Origin of the sequence: Pseudonocardia sp. NPDC046786, assembly GCF_040645415.1 — a bacterium.
Lineage (GTDB): Bacteria > Actinomycetota > Actinomycetes > Mycobacteriales > Pseudonocardiaceae > Pseudonocardia > Pseudonocardia kongjuensis.
Map to the genome: position 1 here is coordinate 1 of NZ_JBEYYF010000030.1, position 18,238 is coordinate 18,238.

At 75.0% G+C, this 18,238-nt stretch carries 17 protein-coding genes and 2 pseudogenes; 12 read left to right on the forward strand and 7 right to left on the reverse strand.

Going from position 1 to position 18,238, the window contains the following annotated elements:
* The 6 genes and pseudogenes from ABZ881_RS27000 to ABZ881_RS27025 form a co-directional block, all read left to right on the forward strand.
* Nucleotides 1-236, forward strand: a pseudogene (locus tag ABZ881_RS27000) (MoxR family ATPase); the annotation flags it as partial.
* 143 nt (nt 237-379) lie between these two features.
* A complete protein-coding gene (locus tag ABZ881_RS27005; RefSeq protein WP_358488527.1) occupies nt 380-1,432 on the forward strand; it encodes a VWA domain-containing protein in 1,053 nt (350 codons plus the stop codon).
* Nucleotides 1,433-1,943: 511 nt separating this feature from the next.
* A complete protein-coding gene (locus ABZ881_RS27010) occupies nt 1,944-2,993 on the forward strand; it encodes a substrate-binding domain-containing protein (RefSeq protein ID WP_358488464.1) in 1,050 nt (349 codons plus the stop codon).
* A gap of 25 nt (nt 2,994-3,018) precedes the next feature.
* Nucleotides 3,019-3,606: a QsdR family transcriptional regulator gene (locus ABZ881_RS27015; RefSeq protein ID WP_358488466.1), complete on the forward strand. Its 588-nt coding sequence runs from the start codon at nt 3,019-3,021 to the stop codon at nt 3,604-3,606.
* A 134-nt stretch (nt 3,607-3,740) separates the two neighbouring features.
* A pseudogene (locus ABZ881_RS27020) lies at nt 3,741-4,121 on the forward strand (QsdR family transcriptional regulator); the annotation flags it as partial.
* Between the two features lie 52 nt (nt 4,122-4,173).
* On the forward strand, nt 4,174-4,614 hold the full coding sequence (locus ABZ881_RS27025) for a serine hydrolase (protein WP_358488528.1): 441 nt from the start codon (nt 4,174-4,176) through the stop codon (nt 4,612-4,614).
* A gap of 19 nt (nt 4,615-4,633) precedes the next feature.
* Here the strand turns inward: ABZ881_RS27025 and ABZ881_RS27030 are convergent, their stop codons facing one another.
* Nucleotides 4,634-5,962 (reverse strand): MFS transporter, encoded by a 1,329-nt coding sequence (locus tag ABZ881_RS27030; protein WP_358488467.1) that lies wholly within the window; start codon nt 5,960-5,962, stop codon nt 4,634-4,636.
* 220 nt (nt 5,963-6,182) lie between these two features.
* Between ABZ881_RS27030 and ABZ881_RS27035 the strand changes: the two genes are divergently transcribed.
* Both ABZ881_RS27035 and ABZ881_RS27040 read left to right on the forward strand, forming a co-directional pair.
* A complete protein-coding gene (locus ABZ881_RS27035; protein ID WP_358488468.1) occupies nt 6,183-7,454 on the forward strand; it encodes a M20 family metallo-hydrolase in 1,272 nt (423 codons plus the stop codon).
* 18 nt (nt 7,455-7,472) lie between these two features.
* Complete coding sequence (locus ABZ881_RS27040) at nt 7,473-8,597, forward strand: helix-turn-helix domain-containing protein (RefSeq protein WP_358488470.1); 1,125 nt, start codon at nt 7,473-7,475, stop codon at nt 8,595-8,597.
* A 30-nt stretch (nt 8,598-8,627) separates the two neighbouring features.
* Here the strand turns inward: ABZ881_RS27040 and ABZ881_RS27045 are convergent, their stop codons facing one another.
* Nucleotides 8,628-9,197 (reverse strand): TetR/AcrR family transcriptional regulator, encoded by a 570-nt coding sequence (locus tag ABZ881_RS27045; protein ID WP_344021241.1) that lies wholly within the window; start codon nt 9,195-9,197, stop codon nt 8,628-8,630.
* Between the two features lie 101 nt (nt 9,198-9,298).
* Here ABZ881_RS27045 and ABZ881_RS27050 point away from each other — a divergent pair, with 101 nt between their 5' ends.
* Together ABZ881_RS27050 and ABZ881_RS27055 are read left to right on the forward strand one after the other, a co-directional pair.
* The gene (locus ABZ881_RS27050) at nt 9,299-10,525 is read left to right on the forward strand and encodes an acyl-CoA dehydrogenase family protein (RefSeq protein ID WP_358488471.1); all 1,227 of its coding nucleotides are present in this window, start codon (nt 9,299-9,301) and stop codon (nt 10,523-10,525) included.
* Nucleotides 10,522-11,544: a phosphotransferase family protein gene (locus tag ABZ881_RS27055; RefSeq protein WP_358488473.1), complete on the forward strand. Its 1,023-nt coding sequence runs from the start codon at nt 10,522-10,524 to the stop codon at nt 11,542-11,544. Before ABZ881_RS27050 ends, ABZ881_RS27055 begins: the two co-directional genes overlap by 4 nt.
* A gap of 58 nt (nt 11,545-11,602) precedes the next feature.
* On the opposite strand, the gene ABZ881_RS27060 is transcribed toward ABZ881_RS27055, so the two are convergent.
* From ABZ881_RS27060 to ABZ881_RS27070, 3 genes are all read right to left on the reverse strand, one after another.
* Nucleotides 11,603-11,800: a CsbD family protein gene (locus ABZ881_RS27060; protein ID WP_358488474.1), complete on the reverse strand. Its 198-nt coding sequence runs from the start codon at nt 11,798-11,800 to the stop codon at nt 11,603-11,605.
* A gap of 73 nt (nt 11,801-11,873) precedes the next feature.
* Nucleotides 11,874-12,314 (reverse strand): CBS domain-containing protein, encoded by a 441-nt coding sequence (locus tag ABZ881_RS27065; protein WP_358488475.1) that lies wholly within the window; start codon nt 12,312-12,314, stop codon nt 11,874-11,876.
* An 82-nt stretch (nt 12,315-12,396) separates the two neighbouring features.
* Nucleotides 12,397-12,993 (reverse strand): carboxymuconolactone decarboxylase family protein, encoded by a 597-nt coding sequence (locus ABZ881_RS27070; RefSeq protein ID WP_358488477.1) that lies wholly within the window; start codon nt 12,991-12,993, stop codon nt 12,397-12,399.
* Nucleotides 12,994-13,084: 91 nt separating this feature from the next.
* On the opposite strand from ABZ881_RS27070, the gene ABZ881_RS27075 reads away from it, so the two are divergent.
* Nucleotides 13,085-14,284, forward strand: coding sequence for a cupin domain-containing protein (locus ABZ881_RS27075; RefSeq protein ID WP_358488478.1), 1,200 nt, complete (start codon nt 13,085-13,087; stop codon nt 14,282-14,284).
* 173 nt (nt 14,285-14,457) lie between these two features.
* Nucleotides 14,458-15,654: a 4-hydroxyphenylpyruvate dioxygenase gene (gene hppD / locus ABZ881_RS27080; RefSeq protein ID WP_358488479.1), complete on the forward strand. Its 1,197-nt coding sequence runs from the start codon at nt 14,458-14,460 to the stop codon at nt 15,652-15,654.
* Nucleotides 15,655-15,674: 20 nt separating this feature from the next.
* On the opposite strand, the gene ABZ881_RS27085 is transcribed toward hppD, so the two are convergent.
* Together ABZ881_RS27085 and ABZ881_RS27090 are read right to left on the reverse strand one after the other, a co-directional pair.
* Nucleotides 15,675-17,069, reverse strand: coding sequence for an amidase (locus tag ABZ881_RS27085; RefSeq protein ID WP_344021224.1), 1,395 nt, complete (start codon nt 17,067-17,069; stop codon nt 15,675-15,677).
* Between the two features lie 80 nt (nt 17,070-17,149).
* Nucleotides 17,150-18,052, reverse strand: a complete 903-nt coding sequence (locus tag ABZ881_RS27090) for a LuxR C-terminal-related transcriptional regulator (RefSeq protein WP_358488481.1) — start codon at nt 18,050-18,052, stop codon at nt 17,150-17,152.
* Nucleotides 18,053-18,238 lie beyond the last annotated feature (186 nt).

The window sequence follows — 18,238 nt, forward strand, 5'->3', positions numbered from 1 at the left end:
GGCTGTCCGAGCGGCTCGCGACCGAGGTCGCGGAGGCGGTCGCGGCGCTGCGGGCGGCCGATCTGGTGAAGCCGCCCGGGGTCGCCGAGACCCTGGACTGGGCGCAGGCGCTGCAGCTGATCGGGTCCACCACGCTCGACCTCGACGGGGCGGCGGCCACCCTCGGCGCGGTGCTCAAGTACCGGGAGGACGCCGAGCGCGCGCTGGCGGTGCTGGCGCGGCGCGACCCGTCGTGATCGGGCCGGACGCGCCGCCCGGTCCGATCCACACCGCCCGTACCGACGCGGTCGCCCGGGTCGATCCGCTGCTGGTCGGCCGCTCGGCGGGCGGCCCGGTCGCCGCACTCGCCGGGTTCACCGCGGTGCTCCGGCACGCCGGGATGGCCGTGCCGACCGACCGGGTCGCGGCGTTCCTGCAGGCGGTGGGCCATCTCGGGGTGACCGACCGGGAGCGGGCGTACCGGGCGGGCCGGGTCACCCTCTGCTCCGACCCGGACGACCTGCCGCGCTACGACATCGCGTTCGCGACCTGGTTCGATCCGGCGATCACGGCCCGCACCGCGCCGCCCGCCGCGACCCCGCCGCCGGCCCGGCCGGCGCCGCTGGGCAGCGGCCGGGACCCCGACGCCGACGCCGACGGGACCGCCGAGGTGCTGGAGATCGCGGTCGCCGCCTCGGACGCGGAGGTGCTGCGGGACCGGGACATCGCCGATCTCACCCGGGCCGAGCGGGAGCACCTGCGGGTGTTGCTGGCCCGGCTGCGCCCGGACCCGCCGCTGCGCCACAGCAGACGACTGCGCGCGGCCCGGCACGGCGGCGCCGATCCGCGGCGCACCCTGCGGGCCGCGATGCGGGCCGGTGGGGAGCTGCGCGCGTTGCATCGCCGCGACCACGAGCGGCGGCCCCGGCGGGTGGTGCTGCTGATCGACGTCTCCGGGTCGATGCAGCCCTACGCCGACGCCCTGCTGCGGTTCGCGCACGTCGTCGCCCGCCGGTCCCCGGCGTCGACCGAGGTCTTCACCCTGGGCACCCGGCTGACCCGGGTCAGCCGGGAGCTGCGGCTGCGCGATCCGGAGCACGCGCTGCGCGCCGCCGACGCCGCGATCGTGGACCGCTCCGGTGGGACCAGGCTGGGTGAGGTGCTGCGGACCTTCGTCGACGTCTGGGGCCGTCGCGGTACCGCCCGCGGGGCGGCCGTCGTGGTGTTCTCCGACGGCTGGGAGCGCGGCAGCGCCGAGCTGCTGGGGGAGCAGGCGGGCCGGCTGGCGCGCCTCGCGCACCGGCTGGTCTGGGTCAACCCGCACGCCGGGAAGGACGGCTTCCTGCCGGTGCAGGGCGGCATCGTGGCCGCGCTGCCGCACCTCGACGAGCTGCTCGCCGGGCACAGCCTGGCCACCCTTGAGGAGCTGCTGGCGGTGCTGCGCCGCCGCTGACCGGCCCGTCTCACGCCGGGTGCGCAGCGGCTCCAGCCGGGCCGGGACGGCCTTGTGGCCGGGGTTGCCGAAGAACCTCACGGTCCGCGGCCCGGGTGAGCGTGTTCAGCGCGGGGTGGTAGACCGAGCCGCGGGGGCTCCGAGGTGCTCCAGGACGGCGTCGATCGTCGTCCCCGCGGGCCCACGCTCGCGGAGCAGCGCGATCGCGCTCTCGATCATGCGGCGGCGCGTCTGCCCGCGCCGCGGCGTCCCCGTGGGCGCTCCCGGCCTCCTTGACCATGAACCATGTCCTAGAGCGCAGGAGCGCCGGCAGCTCGGCCTGACACACCCGCCCGGTGCGTTCCGCGGAACGCACCGGTGGCCGCGGCGGCGCTGCACCGACCGGCGCACCGAGCGCCGCCGGACGCCGCAGCGGGCGTGTGCGGCAACCGGTCCGGTCGCCGAGCCGGAAATACCCGGCGGCCCGGCGTGCGTTGATCCGGGTGGGGCCTGCACACCGGGGTGATGGGACATGACGGAGTTCACCGTGGCCCTCGTGATCCCGTTCGCGGGCTCCGAGGCGCTCTACGGGCCGTCCTGCCTGCTCTGCGCCCAGCTGGCCGCCGAGGAGATCAACGCCGCGGGCGGCATCCTCGGCCGGCCGGTCCGGATGATCGTGGTGGACGGCGGCGCCGGACCCGCGCGGGTCGCCGACGAGGTCGGACGGCTGGTCGACGCCGGCCGACTGGACGCCGTCGTCGGCTGGCACACCTCGGTCGTCCGGCAGCACCTGGTGCCGCGGTTGCGTGGCCGGGTGCCCTACGTGTTCACCGCGCTCTACGAGGGCGGCGAGACTACCCCCGGGGTGTTCGCGATCGGCGAGACGCCGGAGATCCAGCTCTATCCGGCGCTGCGCTGGATGGGCGAGGAGATCGGGGTGCGGCGCTGGTTCGTGGTCGGCAACGACTACGTGTGGCCGCGCCGCTCGACCGAGCTCGTCAGCCGGTTCCTGCGCGAGTGCGGGGCGCCGCCGCTGGACGGCGCCCGGTTCGTCGGGCTCGGCACGGCGGACTTCGGGCCGGTGCTGCAGCGGATCGAGGCCGGCGACGGCGACGGGGTGCTGATGCTGCTCGTCGGCCGGGACGCGGTGGAGTTCAACCGGCAGTTCGCCCGACGCGGCCTGGAGGACCGGTGTGCCCGGTTCTCCCCGCTGATGGACGAGAGCATGCTCGCCCAGACCGGCGCCCGCGCCTCCCGCGACGTGTTCACCGCCGCCGGCTACTTCGAGTCGCTGCCGACCGCGGAGAGCCTCGGGTTCGGCGCCCGCTACGTGCGCCGGTTCGGCCCGGAGGCGCCGGTGCTGAACGCCCCCGGCGAGTCCTGCTACGACGGCGTCCGGGTGCTGGCCGGGCTGGTCGAGCGGGCCGGGACCGCCGAGATCGGCCCGCTCACCGAGGCCGCCGACCGGTCCTGCCACGACGGCCCGCGCGGGACGGTGCGGGTCACCGGCACCTGCACCGAGCAGCGCATCTACCTGGCCACCGCGGACGGCGCCGGCTTCGACATCCTCGCCTCGATCTGATCCGGCCCGGTCTAGAGTCGCACCGGTGAGCGGCCCGGCGCGTGCGGAGGAGCCGGTCCGCGGTGCGGACGCCGGGCGGGCGTTCCGCGTCGCGCGGCGGCGGTTCGTCGCCGGGGTCCGGATCGACATGGGGGACCTCGCGGCCGAGCTGGGTGTGGACCGGTCGACGCTGTTCCGCTGGCTGGGCAACCGCGACCGGCTCGTCGCGGCGATCCTGATGTCGCTCACCGGTCCCGCCGTGGCCGCCGCCGACGCCCGGGCCGACCGGGCCGGTGGCGCGCGGATCGCGCTCACCGCCGGGCACTACGCGCAGGCACTGATCGACTCGTCGTTCTTCCAGGTGTACCTGCGCCGCGAGTCGGACCGGGCGCTGCGGCTGCTCACCTCGAAGGCGAGCCCGGTGCAGGCACACGTCGTCGGGATCTTCGAGCGGATGATCTCCCAGGAGCGGGACCGGGGGAACCTGGAGCACGCGCTCGATCCGCACGACCTGGCGTACCTGGTCGTGCGGATCGTCGAGTCGTTCGTCTACGCAGACACGATCACCGGCGACGCCCCGGACGCCACGAAGGTCCGGGCCTCGGTGGCGGCACTGCTGCACGCGCAGGTCTGACCGCCGGTAGCGGCTAGGCCTGCAACGTGTCGGTGAATGGTGCAGGCCCTGTCGAGGCGACGGCCGGCCGACCGGACGCGGCGCTCGCGTTCCGGATGGCCCGGCGCACCTTCCTGGCCGGGGAGCGGATCGACATGAGTTCGCTGGCCGGTCGGCTCGGGGTGGACCGGTCCACGCTGTTCCGCTGGGTCGGCAGCCGGGACCGGCTGCTCGTCGAGATCCTCACCTCGCTCGCCGACCCGACCCTGCGCGATGTCGCGGCGATCGCCGGCGGCACCGGCGGGCGGCGGGTGGCGCGGGTGGCCGGGCTGTACGCCGAGGCGCTCATCGCGGCCCCCTACTACCGGGTTTTCCTGCAACGGGAGACCGAGCGGGCGCTCCGGCTGATCACCACTCGGGCCAGCCCGCTGCAGCGGCACGTGGTGGCTGTCTTCGAGTCGCTGCTGGCCGAGGAGATGCGCGACGCGGAGCCGGCCCATCCGCTGGCGCTGCCCGATCTCGCCTACCTGGTGGTCCGGATCATCGAGTCGTTCGTCTACGCCGACCTGCTCGTTCACCGATCCCACGATCGCGAACACGACCGGCTGGTTCGACGCCGCGATCGGGGCCGCCAACGGGCACGGCAACGCCCGCTCGGTCGCCCGGATGCTCTCCGCCGTCGCGCTCGGCGGGACGTCGAACGGGGTACGACTGCTCGGCCCCGACACCATCGACCTGATCTTCCGGGAGCAGGCGCACGGCACCGACCTGTTCCTCGGGCTGCCGCTGCGCTGGGGCATCGGGTTCGGGCTCCCCGAGCCCGACGGCGTGCCGTTCGTGCCCGCCGGCCGGGTCTGCTTCTGGGGCGGCTGGGGCGGATCGCTGATCATCATGGACCTGGACCGCCGGATGACGATCTCCTACGCGATGAACCAGATGCAGCCCGGCGTGATCGGGTCGGAGGTGTCCGCCCGCTACTGCGAGATCATCGCGCGGGCCACCCACGGGGTCCCGGCCGTGCGCGGGTGACCGCCCGGCACGGCCGGGATCAGGTCACCGTGGCGACCCGGTCCCGCTCGACGAAGAACCGGGGTGCCACCGCGCCCGATCCTGCGGTGACCAGCGCGATCCCGACCAGCAGCAGCGCTGGCAGGGTGGAGGTCCCGGCGCCGACCGCGAGCAGCGCGGTCGCCACCAGCGGCACGAACCCGGAGACCACGCCCGCCAGGTTGGCCGACAGCGCGACGCCGCTGTAGCGCAGGTGCGGCGGGAACAGCTCGGTGAGCAGAGCACCGGAGACCGCATACGGGATCGAGAGCAGCGCGGTCGCCACCGTCACGCCGAGCACCACCGCGACCGCGCCGCGGGTGTCGATCAGCCAGAACGCCGGGAACGCCATCAGCGCCGACGCGACGCCACCGGCCACCGTCACCCGCCACGCTCCGTACCGCTCGGCGAGCCGCCCGCCCAGGATCAGCACGCCGATCTCGACCGCGGCGGCGACCAGGGTCGCGCCCAGCATCAGCGAGCGCGGCAGGCCGAGCTGGGTCGTCCCGTAGCTGATCACGAATGTGGTGATCAGGTAGAAGCCGCCGACGCCGAGCAGCGTGGTGCCCGCACCGACCGCGAGTTGCGGCCAGGCCCGTGCGAACACCTCCCGGACCGGGGACGACGACCGCTCGTCCCGGGCCAGCATCTGCTCGAACAGCGGGGACTCCTCGACCCGCCTGCGCAGCCACACCGCCACCGCGAGCAGCGGGAACGCCGCCAGGAACGGGATCCGCCAGCCCCAGGCGTCGAAGCTCTCCGGCGGCAGCTGCGCGACGGCGAGGAACGCCCCGGAGGACAGCAGCGTGCCGACCGGGGAGCCGATCTGGGGCATCGCGGCGTACCGGCCGCGGCGCTCCGGCGGTGCGTGCTCGACTGCCAGGGTGACCGCACCGCCCCACTCGCCGCCGACCGCGACGCCCTGCAACAGCCGCAGCAGGGTCAGCAGCAGCGGCGCCGCGATCCCGATCGCGGCGAAATCGGGGAGCAGGCCGATCAGGCCGGTCACGATCCCGATCATGGTGACGGTGATGATCAGGCAGCGCTTGCGGCCGATCCGGTCGCCGAGATGGCCGAAGACCACCGCCCCGAGCGGCCGTGCGGCGAACCCGACCGCGAACGAGGCGAACGCGGCGAGGGTGGAGACCACCACGTCGTCGGTCGCGAAGTAGAGCCGGTTGAACACCAGCGCGGCCGCCGTGCCGTAGAGGAAGAAGTCGTACCACTCCAGCGCGGTTCCGACGAACGCGCCGAAGGCGACCTTACGCGCCTCGGCGTCGGTGACGGTCACCTTCCCGCCGGTGTTCCCGTCCGCCGTCTCGCCGGCCATGCCGCCTCCCGGGGTCCGTCCGTGTTGGGGTCGTGCCAGCATCGGCGGCCCGGCGGCCGAGCGGAACGCACGTACGCCGCGATCTGCCGGCCGCAGACTGTGCGAGTGCACAACGAAACGTGGTCGTCATGTGGTGCAGATTCCGCTGTGCAGCTGCACAGCGGTAGTCGGTGAACCGGCGGCGCCGCGCCGGTGACCGCCGCGCACCGGCCGTGCTGCGATGGGGGACCCGGCGAACGAGGAGGACCCGATGGCGGACGGCGGCGCCCCGACCTTCCTGGCGGACTTCGCGACCCTGTCCGGCTTCGGCGCGACCACACGCGGCGGGGTGCACCGGGAGGCCGCGTCCGAGGCCGACGAGCGGCAGTGGGCCTGGTTCGGGCGGTGGCTGGCCGATCGCGGGTTCACCGTCGTCCACGACCGGATCGGCAACCAGTTCGGCCTCCTCGAACGCACCCCGGGCGCGCCGTACGTGCTGGTCGGCTCGCACCTGGACAGCCAGCCGTTCGGCGGCCGCTGGGACGGCGCCTACGGGGTGCTGGCGGCGGCGCACGCCGCGCACCGGCTGGCCGGTACCACGCACGCGCTGAACCTGGCGGTGGTCAACTGGTTCAACGAGGAGGGCTCCCGCTTCACACCCAGCATGTTCGGTAGCGCGGTGTTCACCGGCGCGCTCGATCCGGGTGCGGCGCTGGACACCCGGGACCCGGCGGGGATCCGGGTCGGCGACCTGCTCGTGGCGTCCGGCCGGACCGGCACCGGGGCGCCGAGGCTCGCCGACATCGCCTGCTACGCCGAGATCCACGTCGAGCAGGGCCGGGTGCTCGAGGACACCGGGACCACGATCGGCCTGGTCGAGGCCACCTGGGCGGCCCGCAAGTACGCGCTGCGGGTGCTCGGGGAGCAGTCGCACACCGGCTCGACGGTGATGGCCGACCGGCGGGACGCGCTGCTCGGGGCCGCCCGGCTGGTGGTGCTGGCCCGCGAGCTCTCCGACGAGCTGTCCGGCACCGGCGCGCCGCTGCACACCTCGGTGTCCCGGATGACCGTCGAGCCGAACAGCCCGGTCACCGTCGCCCGCGAGGTCACCCTGAACCTGGACCTGCGCTCGCCCGACGAGCAGCTGCTGGCCCGGGCCGACGAGCTGCTGCACGGGCGGATCGCCGGGATCGAGCGGTCGGCCCGGGTGGCGGTCGAGATCGCCGGGTCGCACGGCTGGGGCGTGCAGCCGTTCCCGGCGGCCGGGATCGAGCTGGCCCGCGAGGTCGCCGACGAGCTCGGGCTGGGCCACCGGCGGATGCCGACCGTCGCCGGGCACGACTCGGTGAACCTGAACGGGCACGTCCCGACGGTCATGCTGTTCGTCCCCAGCGTGGACGGGATCAGCCACAACGAGGGTGAGCACACCACCGACGCCGACGCCCTCGCCGGGCTCGACCTGCTGACCGGGGTGCTGCGCCGGCTGGCCGCGGGGGAGATCACCGCGGGCTGAGCTGGCAGGGTGACGCCGATGGACACCGAGGACGCCTGGGGGCGGATGGTGGCCCGGCTGCGCAGGCGGGTGCCGGAGCTGGCCACCGCGTTCCTCGCCCGGCTCGACCGGGACGGCCACTACGACGACCAGCCGGTCACCCCGGCCGACCTGCGCGACACCGCCGAGGAGTCGCTCGCACTGCTGGTCGACCAGCTCGCCCGCACCGACGGCCGGATCGAGCTCGGGGACCTCCCGGACCGGCTCGGCAGGCACCGGGCCCGGCAGGGCGTCGATCTCGACGACCTGGTCCGCGCGGTCCGCCTGGACTTCCCGGTGCTCTGGTCGGCGCTGCTCGACCAGGACGGGGACGCCGCCGTCCTGGTCCGGCGCGCCGACCGGGTGTGGGCGGTCGTCGACGCCTACGCCCGCGAGGTGCACTTCGCGTTCCTCGACGAGCAGGCGGTGCTGGCCGAGCAGCAGCGCGACGAGCAGCGGCAGCTGCTGGACCTGCTGTTCCGCGGCGGTCCGGGTGGCACTCCCGCCGAGCACCGGACCGCCCGGCTGGCGGCCGGGCTCGGCGTCGGCGAGGACGCCGCGTTCACCGTCTGCGCGGCCCTCGCCGATCACGCGGCGACCCTGCGCGGGCGGGCGGCCCGCACCGCCGGGGTGCACCTGCGCGACGTCGAGTTCGGGGTGGTGGCGTTCTGGCCGGCCGACGTGCCGGGCGCCGCCCCGCCGGAGCACCGGCTGACCGCGGACATCGGATGTGTCGTGGTCGGCGGCGTCGCCGGGCTCGCCGCGGTGCCGGACGCGGCGTCCGCGGTGCTCCGGATGGCCCACCTGCTCCCGCCGGACGCGGCCGCGCCGCACGGGCCGCGCGAGGTCTGGCCGCTGGTCGCCCGGCGCGCGCTCGACGACCACGGCGGTCTGGCGGACACGCTGCTCGCCGGGCTGGATGCGGCCCGCCCGGACGAGATCGGGCTGCTCCGCGAGACCGCGCTGGCCTATCTGGACTCGGGCAGCGTCGCCACCGTCGCCGGCCGGCTGTACTGCCACCGCAACACCGTGCTCAACCGGCTGCGCCGGTTCGCGGCGCTCACCGGGCTGGACCTGACCCGGCCCCGGGACGCCGCACTCGCCGTCGTGCTGCTGTCCGGGTGAGCGCCCGCCCGCGGGACCGGCCCCGCGCCGTCACGGGACGGCCGCGCCGACCAGCCGCAGCGCGAACTCCACCTGCGCCCAGGCGACCTCGTTCTCGGTCGGCCCGGCGTCCTCCCGGAACCAGACCGCGACGCCCATCCCGAGATCGAGGATCGCGTACGACGCCAGCTGCGGATCGGCGACCCGGAACGCGCCGCGTGCGGCACCGTCGCCGATCAGGGCGCGGAACCGCTGCTCGTAGCTGTCGCGCAGGCCCAGGATCGCCGAGCGGTGCGGCTCGACGAGGCTGCGCAGCTCCCGGTTCCCGACGAACGCCTCCCGCCGGTGCCGGGCGTGGAACCGGACGTGCGCGTCGACCGCCCGGCGCAGCCGTTCCACCGGATCGTCCACCCCGGACACCGCTGCGTCGTGGTCGCGCAGCAGCGCGGTCATCGTGGCGTGCATCAGCGAGGCGAGCAGGTCCTGCTTGGAGCTGACGTGCTTGTAGAGGCTGGGTCCGCGCATCCCGACCGCGGCCCCGATGTCGGCCATCGTCGTCGCCTCGTAGCCGCGCCGGACGAACTGCTCCAGCGCGGCCGACCGGATCTCCGCCTCCCGCACGGCTAGCAGTCTATCCCCGAGCTGTGACCCGTGCGGCAGCATCTTGCGTCGACCATTGGTCATGTTGGCTAATAGCTATTAGCCAACACGCAGGAGGAGACATGGCCGTCGACTTCGAGCCGGACCCCCGGGTCGCCGAGCTCGCCGACCGTACCCGGCGGTTCGTCCGGGAGGAGGTGATCCCGGTCGAGGTGGCGCACGACGGCGTCGTCGGATCCGAGGAGGTCCGCCGCCGGCTGCAGGCCGGGGCCCGCGCGGCCGGGGTGTTCGCGCCGCACGCGGCCGAGGAGTTCGGCGGCCACGGCCTGGACATGTGCGGTCGGGCCGCGGTGTTCGAGGAGGCCGGCTACTCGCTGCTCGGCCCGATCGCGCTGAACATCGCCGCGCCCGACGAGGGCAACGTGCACATGCTGGAGCAGATCGCCAGCGAGGAGCAGAAGGCGCGCTATCTCGCCCCGCTCGCGGCGGGCGACGTGCGGTCCTGCTTCGCGATGACCGAGCCGGCCCCCGGCGCGGGCTCCGACCCGGACGCGCTGTCCACCACCGCCACCCGGGTCCCCGGCGGCTGGCGGATCGACGGCCGCAAGTGGTTCATCACCGGCGCCGACGGTGCCGCCTTCGCCGTCGTGATGGCCCGCACCGCGGGCGAGCCGGGGGACCGCGGCGGCGCCACCATGTTCCTGGTCGACGCCGACAACCCGGGCATGCAGGTGGGCAGGCACATCCCGACGCTCGACGAGTCGCTGTACGGCGGGCACCTCGAGATCACCTTCGACGACTGCCGGATCGGCGACGACGCGGTGCTCGGCGAGGCCGACCAGGGCTACCGCTACGCCCAGGTGCGGCTCGGCCCGGCCCGGATGACGCACTGCATGCGCTGGCTCGGGATCGCCCGCCGGGCGCAGGACATCGCGGTGGGGCACGCGGCGCAGCGCAGGCTGTTCGGCTCCCGGCTCGGCGACCTCGGCATGGCCCAGGCGATGATCGCCGACAACGAGATCGACGTCGCGGCCGCCCGCGGGCTGATCCTGCGCGCCTGCTGGGAGCTGGACCGGGGCCGGCACGCCGGGGCCGAGGTGTCGATCGCGAAGACCTTCACCGCGGAGGCCGTGTGGCGGGTGGTCGACCGGTCGCTGCAGCTCTGCGGGTCGCTCGGGGTCTCCGGGGACGTGCTGCTGGGCCGGTTCCTGCGCGAGGTGCGGCCGTTCCGGATCTACGACGGCCCGTCCGAGACGCACCGCTGGTCGATCGCCCGCCGGGTGGTGGGCCGGCACGCTGCCGGGACAGCCGGGACAACCGGGGCTGCGCGACCGGCGGGCGCCCGGTGAGCGGCCCGGACGGGCTCGACCTGGTCGCGCTGGACCGCTTCCTGGCCGGGAACGTCGAGGGCTACCGCGGCGGCGTGACCGCCGAGCTGGTCTCCGGCGGCCGGTCCAACCTGACCTACCGGGTCACCGACGGCGCCGCCACCTGGATCCTGCGCCGCCCGCCGCTGGGCACGCTCACCCCGTCGGCGCACGACATGGCGCGCGAGTTCCGGTTCGTCGAGGCGCTCGCCGGGTCCGGCGTGCCGGTCGCCCCCGCGGTCGCGCTCGCCGACGACTCGGTGCTCGGGGTGCCGTTCGCGCTGACCGGGTTCGTCGACGGGATCGTGGTGCGCGGCGGGCCGGACCTGGCCGGCTGGTCCGACGGCCTGGTCCGGGACTGCGCCTTCGCGCTCGTCGACACGCTCGCCGCGCTGCACGCCGTCGACGTGACCGCGGAGCCGGTCGCCGGGCTCGGGCGGCCCGCCGGCTACCTGCGCCGCCAGGTCGACCGCTGGTACTCGCAGTGGCAGCGGGTGCGCACGCGGGAGCTGCCCGACGTGGACGCACTGCACGCCCTGCTCGACGCCGGCTGCCCGGCGGAGAGCGACGCGGCCGTGGTGCACGGCGACTTCCGGATCGACAACGCCATCCTGGACCGGGCCGACCCGACCCGGGTGCTCGCCGTCGTCGACTGGGAGATGGCCACCCTGGGCGATCCGCTGGCCGATCTCGCGCTGCACACCGTCTACCGGGACGAGGTGTTCGCCCCGGTACTGGCCGGCACGGCCGCCTCGACCAGCGCCCGGATGCCCGCCCCGGACGAGCTGGTCGCCCGCTACACCGCGGCCTCCGGCCGCGAGCCCCGGGACTGGGCGTTCCACCGCGGGCTGGCCTACCTCAAGATCGCGGTGATCGCCGAGGGCATCCACGAGCGGCACCTGCGCGGCGACACCCGCGGCGAGGGGTTCGACGGCATCGGCGACGCGACGGCCCCGCTGGTCGCCGCCGGGCTGTCCGCCGCCCGCGGATCCGGCAGCTGACCGGGACGGCCGGCGCCCGCGGGACCCGGTGCGGTTCCGCGGGCGCAGGCCCGGGCGGTCAGTCCCTGGTGAAGGCGTCCTTGACGTTGGACGCGGCGTCCTTGACCTTCTCGCCGGCGTCCTTCAGCGAGGCCTTGCTCTGCTCGGCCTTGCCCTCGGCGCGCAGCTCGTTGTCACCCGTCGCCTCGCCGGCCTTCTCCTTGGCGACGCCGGTGGCGTTCTCGGCCTTGTTCCTGATCTTGTCGGTGAACGACACGATGACCTCCTCGGGGTGCCTGCGTGGGTGGGAGTGCCGCACGGCCGGCTCCCTCACGCCGATGTGGCGACGATCACCCCGATCGGGCGGTCCGGCCGGGCCCGGCGCGCTCCCGTTCCCGGGCGCGGATGCCCTCGTCGGAGCAGAAGCCGCGGCCGGATCGCTTCAGGCAGAGCAGCCCGAGCAGCCGGCCGCCGTCGTCGACGACGGCCAGCCTGCGCCGCCCCTCGCCCGCCATCGCGTCCCAGGTGGTCCGCAGGTCCGCGGCCGGTCCGACGGTGCGACCGGCCAGCCGGCCGGCCGGTGCGGCCGGACCGGCGTCGGCACGTCCGGCCAGGTCGGCCCGTTCGACGACGGCGTGCAGCAGCCCGTCGTCGTCGACCAGCAGCAGCGCGTGCACCTTCGGCTTGCCGAACAGCGCCCTGGCCTGCCCGACCGTCGTGGCCGGCCGGCAGGTCTTCGGGAAGGTGTGCATGGCGGAGGCGACGGTCTGCCCCACGACGGTCCCGGTCACGCTGCTCCCTCCACCCGGCTCCGGCACACCCAGCATCCGCGATCGCGGCCGCGCGCGGTAGGCCGTTGACCGCGGGTACCCGCTACTCCGGCCGGAACACCGCCAGCGCCCCGGCGAGCATCGCGTAGTAGCCGGTCAGCCACACCAGCGCGGCCAGGGTGTCCCGGCCGAGCTCGCGCAGCGCGCCGGCGTAGCGGTCGTCGTCCAGGTCACGGGTGGTCAGCAGGGTCCGGACGACGTCCAGCGCGGTCCGTTCGGCGGCGTCCAGCCCGACCGGGACGGCGCCGTCGAGCACCGCCCGCAGCTGCCTGGTGGACAGGCCGGACTTCCGGGCCGGACGCTCGTGCGCCGACCACTCGAACGCGCTGCGGTGGTGCACGGCGACGGCGAGCACGGCCAGCTCGCGCAGCCGGGGCGGGAGGTCGTCGTCGAACCGCAGCGCGGCCCCGACCTGCTGCACGGCGTCGCCGATCCGGGGCGAGAACAGCATCACCCCGAACGGGCCGAGCAGCCGGTCCCGCTCGTCGGTCAGCGGCACCCCGGCCTGCGCCTTCCGCGGCCCGGTGGCGATCCGGGCGTGCAGTGCGGCCCGCTCGGGATCCAGCCCGGCCGGGTCCAGCGGACGGGTGCGGGGCGGCCCGGACGGCGCGGGGCGCCCGGGCAGGTCGTCGGTCGTCACCGGAGCAACGGTAGGCCGCCCGCTGGCGCCACCGGGCAGGCCGCCGGGAGTATCGGGCCACACCGCAGCCCACGGGGGAGGAGACGGTCCGATGGCGTACTACCGCAGAGCAGGTGCCGTCCCGCCGAAGCGGCACACCCAGCACCGCGCCGCCGACGGCACGCTGTACCGCGAGGAGCTGATGGGGGAGGAGGGCTTCTCGTCGGACTCGTCGCTGCTCTACCACCGCGGGGTGCCGTCGGCGATCGTCGACGCGTCCCCCTGGGACCCGCCGGACCAGGAGCTCACCGGGAACCGGCCGCTGATCCCGCGGCACCTGCGGCTGCACGGGCTCGGCGCGGCGGACTGGAAGGCGGTCGATCCGGTCACCGGGCGGCGGCTGGTGCTCGGCAACGCCGACGTCCGGATCTCCTACGTCGTCGCGGGGGAGACCTCCCCGCTCTACCGCAACGCCGTCGGCGACGAGTGCGTGTACGTCGAGTCCGGCACCGCGGTGGTGGAGACGGTGTTCGGCGCGGTCGCCGCCCGCGCGGGCGACTACGTGATCCTCCCGCGGTCCACCACGCACCGCTGGGTGCCGACCGGCTCGGACCCGCTGCGGCTGTACGCGATCGAGGCGAGCTCGCACATCGGGCCGCCGGCCCGCTACCTGTCCCGCTACGGCCAGCTGCTCGAACACGCCCCGTACTGCGAGCGCGACCTGCACGGACCGGACGGCCCGCTGCTGGTGGACGGCACCGACGTCGAGGTGCTGGTCAAGCACCGCGGCGGGGAGCACGGCATCACCGGGACCCGGCACGTCGTGCCCACCCACCCGTTCGACGTCGTCGGCTGGGACGGCTGCCTGTACCCGTACACCGTCAACGTCGCCGACTTCGAGCCGATCACCGGCCGGGTGCACCAGCCGCCGCCGGTGCACCAGATCTTCGAGGGCCGGAACTTCGTGATCTGCAACTTCGTGCCGCGCAAGGTCGACTACCACCCGCTGGCGGTGCCGGTGCCGTACTACCACTCCAATGTGGACTCCGACGAGGTGATGTTCTACTGCGGTGGCGACTACGAGGCCCGCAAGGGCTCGGGCATCGGGCAGGGCTCGATCTCGCTGCACCCGGGTGGCCACTCGCACGGCCCGCAGCCCGGCGCGGTCGAGCGGTCGCTCGGCGCCGAGTACTTCGACGAGCTCGCCGTCATGGTCGACACCTTCGCGCCGCTGGCACTCGGCGAGGGCGGACGCGCGGTCGAGGACCCGGCCTACGCCTGGAGCTGGTCCGGGCGCGGGCCGGCTGGGTGACGCGGCGGGTGACGTGGTGGGTGACGCGGCGCTGCTGGGCCGTGCGCCCAGGAGCGGCGCCGCCGGTCCCGGTCGATCTGGGCACTCCCGCCAGCACGAAATGGGCTGGTTGCCGAGTCCCCTGGAATGAGCTGTCCTCGGTGCACACCCGTGACCCACCCGGAGGTGACCCGATGACCGTCGAGCACACCCTCACCGACGCCGAGCGGCTGGCCGAGCTGGACGCCGACGCCCTGCACCGCCTGGTCGGCCTCGTCGAGCACGACGGCTCGCGCGACCCGTTCCCGGTGACCGGTTGGGACGCGCTGGTCTGGGCGGTCGGCAACGCCACCCAGGCCGCACTGGCCTACCAGGTCGTCTACGGGATGGAGCTGGTCGCCTACTCCGGCCCGGAGACCGGCAACCGCGACCACCAGGCCTACGTGCTGCGCTCCGGCGCCGTCCGGTTCGAGCTGCGCGGCGCCGTCGACCCGGCCAGCCCGGTCGCCGACCACCACCGCGCGCACGGCGACGGGATCCTCGACATCGCGCTCGAGGTGCCCGACGTGGACCGCTGCATCGCGCACGCCCGCGCGCACGGCGCCGCCGTGCTGGTCGAGCCGCACGACCTCGCCGACGAGCACGGCACCGTCCGGACCGCCGCGATCGCGACCTACGGCGACACCCGGCACACCCTGGTCGACCGCTCCCGTTACACCGGCCCCTACCTGCCCGGCTACGTCGCCCGCTGGTCCACCGTCGCGGACCGGGGGCCGCGGCTGTTCCAGGCGCTCGATCACGTCGTCGGCAACGTCGAGCTCGGCCGGATGGACACCTGGGTCGACTTCTACCGCCGGATCATGGGCTTCACGAACATGGCCGAGTTCGTCGGCGACGACATCGCGACCGAGTACTCGGCACTGATGAGCAAGGTCGTCGCCAGCGGCAACCACCGGGTGAAGTTCCCGCTGAACGAACCCTCGCCCGGCAAGCGGCGCTCGCAGATCGACGAGTACCTGCAGTTCTACGGCGGCCCCGGCGCCCAGCACCTGGCGCTCGCCACCAACGACATCCTGCGCACCGTCGACGTGCTGCGCGCCCGCGGCGTCGCGTTCCTCGACACCCCGGCCGCCTACTACGACGACCCGGACCTGCGCGCCCGGATCGGCCGGGTCCGGGTGCCGATCGGGGAGCTGCGCTCGCGCGGGATCCTGGTGGACCGCGACGAGGACGGCTACCTGCTGCAGATCTTCACCAAGCCGGTCGGGGACCGGCCGACGGTGTTCTTCGAGCTCATCGAGCGGCACGGCTCGCTCGGCTTCGGCAAGGGCAACTTCAAGGCGCTGTTCGAGGCGATCGAGCGGGAGCAGGAGCGCCGCGGCAACATCTGAGCGGTCCGGGCCGCCGCTGCTCAGCCCTGGATCCGCGGCCACGGCCGGTCGGACTCCAGCGCGAACGCCAGCTCCAGCAGGGTGCGCTCGTCCCCGGCCGCGGTGGACAGGTGCACCCCCAGCGGCAGCCCGTTGCCCGCCGCCCCGGCCGGCACCGCGATCGCCGGGGCACCCGCGACGTTGCAGAGCGGGGTGAACGCCACGTAGTCGAGCAACCGCCGGGTCAGCTCGTCGAACCCGACCGCGGGGCTCAGCCAGCCGATCTCCGGCGGGGTGTGCGCCAGCACCGGCGAGAGCAGCACGTCGTGCCGGGTGAACAGCTCGGTATAGGACTGCGCGACCCGGCGCAGCCGGTGCAGGAACACCGGGGTGCGGGCCATCGCCTTCCGGTAGTGGTCGGCGAGGCCGTGGGTGAGCGCGTCCAGCCGGTCCGGGTCGAACGTGCGGCCGTGCAGCCAGCGGCCGCCGGTGACCACCGAGAACGCGAGCAGCCCCCAGTAGTCGAGGAAGTCGTCGACGAACCGGGACCCGATGCCGGTGCTCGCGGGCTCCACCAGGTGCCCCTGCTTGCCGAGCAGCTCGGCCACCTCGGTGACCGCCGTCCGGGTCTCGGCGTCGATCTGCGCGCCGGTCGGCGAGTCCAGCACCAGCCCGATCCGCAGCCGGCGGCGGGCCGGGCCCTCGACCAGGCCGACCGGCGGCAGCGCCGGGTTGCGGCGGTACCGGTCCGCGGCGGCCAGGAAGGTCGCGGTGTCGCGCACCGTCCGGGACACGATCCCGTCGGCGACCAGGTCGATCGGCATCCGGGCGCCGTTCGCGTTCGGGGCGAGCCTGCCCCGGGTCGGCTTCAGCCCGACCAGCCCGCAGGCCGCGGCCGGGATCCGGATCGAGCCGCCGCCGTCGTTGGCGTGCGCGACCGGGACCACACCGGCCGCGACCAGCGCCGCCGCCCCGCCGGACGACGCGCCCGCCGAGAACCGCGGGTCCCACGGATTGCGGGTCGGCTCGGCGGCGGCGAACTCGGTGGAGGCGTTCAGGCCGTACTCCGGCATCCGGGTCAGGCCCAGCAGGTCCAGACCGGTGGCCAGCAGCTGCCGGGTGACCTCGGCGTGCTCGCGGGCGGGCGCCGGGACGTAGGCGACGGTGCCGTTGGTGACCGGCCAGCCGCGGACGTCGGTGTTGTCCTTGACCAGCGTCGGGACGCCGGCCAGCGGCCCGGCCCGCTCGCCGGTCACCGGATCGGCGATCCGGTCCAGTGCCAGGCCGTGCAGCTGCGGCTCGACGAGCGCGGCCCGCCCGGCGACCGCGGTCCGCAGCTCGGCCGCCGAGACTTCGCGGCGGCGGAGCCGCTCGGCCAGACCGACCGCGTCGGCGTCACCCAGAGCGTCGTCGGAGAACGCGTGCACCCGGCTCATGCCTGCCCATGATGCTCCCCGCACCCGCGCCCGGGCGGCAGCACCCGCCCGGTGCCCCGGGGCCCGACCCGAAGGGAGGATCAGAGCAGGCCGGCGGAGCGGGCCGCCAGCACTGCCTTGGTGCGGTTGTGCACGCCGAGCTTGCGCATCGCGCTGCGCAGGTAGGTCTTCACGGTGTCCACCGCCAGGCCCATGTCCGCGGCGATCTCGGCGTTGCTCGCCCCGAGGGCCACCAGCCGCAGCGCCTCCGCCTCCCGCGGCGCCAGCAGGGTCCCCGGCGGGGCGGCCGGCGGCGGGCGGGAACCGGTGAGCGCGCGGTGGATCTGGTCGAGCTTGGCCCGCAGGCCCGGATCGGCGGTGGACCGGGCCAGCGCGGCCAGCTCGTCGAGCGCCGTGCTGCGGTCCGGGCCGGCCCCGCCGCCCGGGGCCGGGGCGACCGGCTCCAGCGCCGCGGTGACGTCCCGGGCGACCTGGGTGGCGATCGCACCGGTCCGGCGGACGGCGACGTCACCGATCGGCCGATCCGCGCGGACCGCCCCGTAGACCATCCCGCGGACCGCCCCGCCCACCATGATCGGGTAGGCCAGGATCGAGGTCAGCTTCTCGTACTCGACGACCGGCAGGTCGTAGTCGTGGGTGATGCCGGCCGTCGAGGCGTAGTCGTTCACCCGGCACGGCCGCCTGCGCACCATCGCGGCACCGCCGAGGCCGCGCCCGGACACCACGTCCAGCTGGCGCAGCGAGTCGCCCAGGGTGCCCGCCAGCCGGGTGATCGTCAGCTTCTGCCCGGCCGCGCAGCTGCGGGTCGCGCCGCCGAACACCACCGGCAGCCCGGTGCTGCGGTGCAGCTCGCCGAGCCGCCGCGCCAGCGAGGCCTCCAGCGTCCGCGCCACGACGTCCTCCGCCGCATGCCACCCCGGGCCACCGGCCGCGTCGCTGCGCGCGTCCCGGGCCGCGTCCCACGCCGTGCCACCGTCGACCACGGGTGCCCTCCATCGGTGCGCGCGGATGTGCCTCATCATCCGCGTCCCGGGTGCGTTGTCGCATGTGTCCCGGTCGCCGTCAAGCGCCCTGCGAGCCGGCTACCCCCCGAAGTGGGTAGCCCCACTTCGGGGGTAGCGGCACCGGCACCGGCTCGGTGAACCTCTCGTCCACCCATCCGCCGACAC

Excerpts from the sequence above, each read along its gene's own strand:
- ABZ881_RS27005 (WP_358488527.1), top strand. The coding sequence starts at position 380 with ATGGCCGTGCCGACCGACCGGGTCGCGGCGTTCCTGCAGGCGGTGGGC.
- ABZ881_RS27010 (WP_358488464.1), top strand. The coding sequence starts at position 1,944 with ATGACGGAGTTCACCGTGGCCCTCGTGATCCCGTTCGCGGGCTCCGAG.
- ABZ881_RS27030 (WP_358488467.1), bottom strand. The coding sequence starts at position 5,962 with ATGGCCGGCGAGACGGCGGACGGGAACACCGGCGGGAAGGTGACCGTC.
- ABZ881_RS27035 (WP_358488468.1), top strand. The coding sequence starts at position 6,183 with ATGGGGGACCCGGCGAACGAGGAGGACCCGATGGCGGACGGCGGCGCC.
- ABZ881_RS27040 (WP_358488470.1), top strand. The coding sequence starts at position 7,473 with ATGGACACCGAGGACGCCTGGGGGCGGATGGTGGCCCGGCTGCGCAGG.
- ABZ881_RS27050 (WP_358488471.1), top strand. The coding sequence starts at position 9,299 with ATGGCCGTCGACTTCGAGCCGGACCCCCGGGTCGCCGAGCTCGCCGAC.
- ABZ881_RS27075 (WP_358488478.1), top strand. The coding sequence starts at position 13,085 with ATGGCGTACTACCGCAGAGCAGGTGCCGTCCCGCCGAAGCGGCACACC.
- hppD (WP_358488479.1), top strand. The coding sequence starts at position 14,458 with ATGACCGTCGAGCACACCCTCACCGACGCCGAGCGGCTGGCCGAGCTG.
- ABZ881_RS27085 (WP_344021224.1), bottom strand. The coding sequence starts at position 17,069 with ATGAGCCGGGTGCACGCGTTCTCCGACGACGCTCTGGGTGACGCCGAC.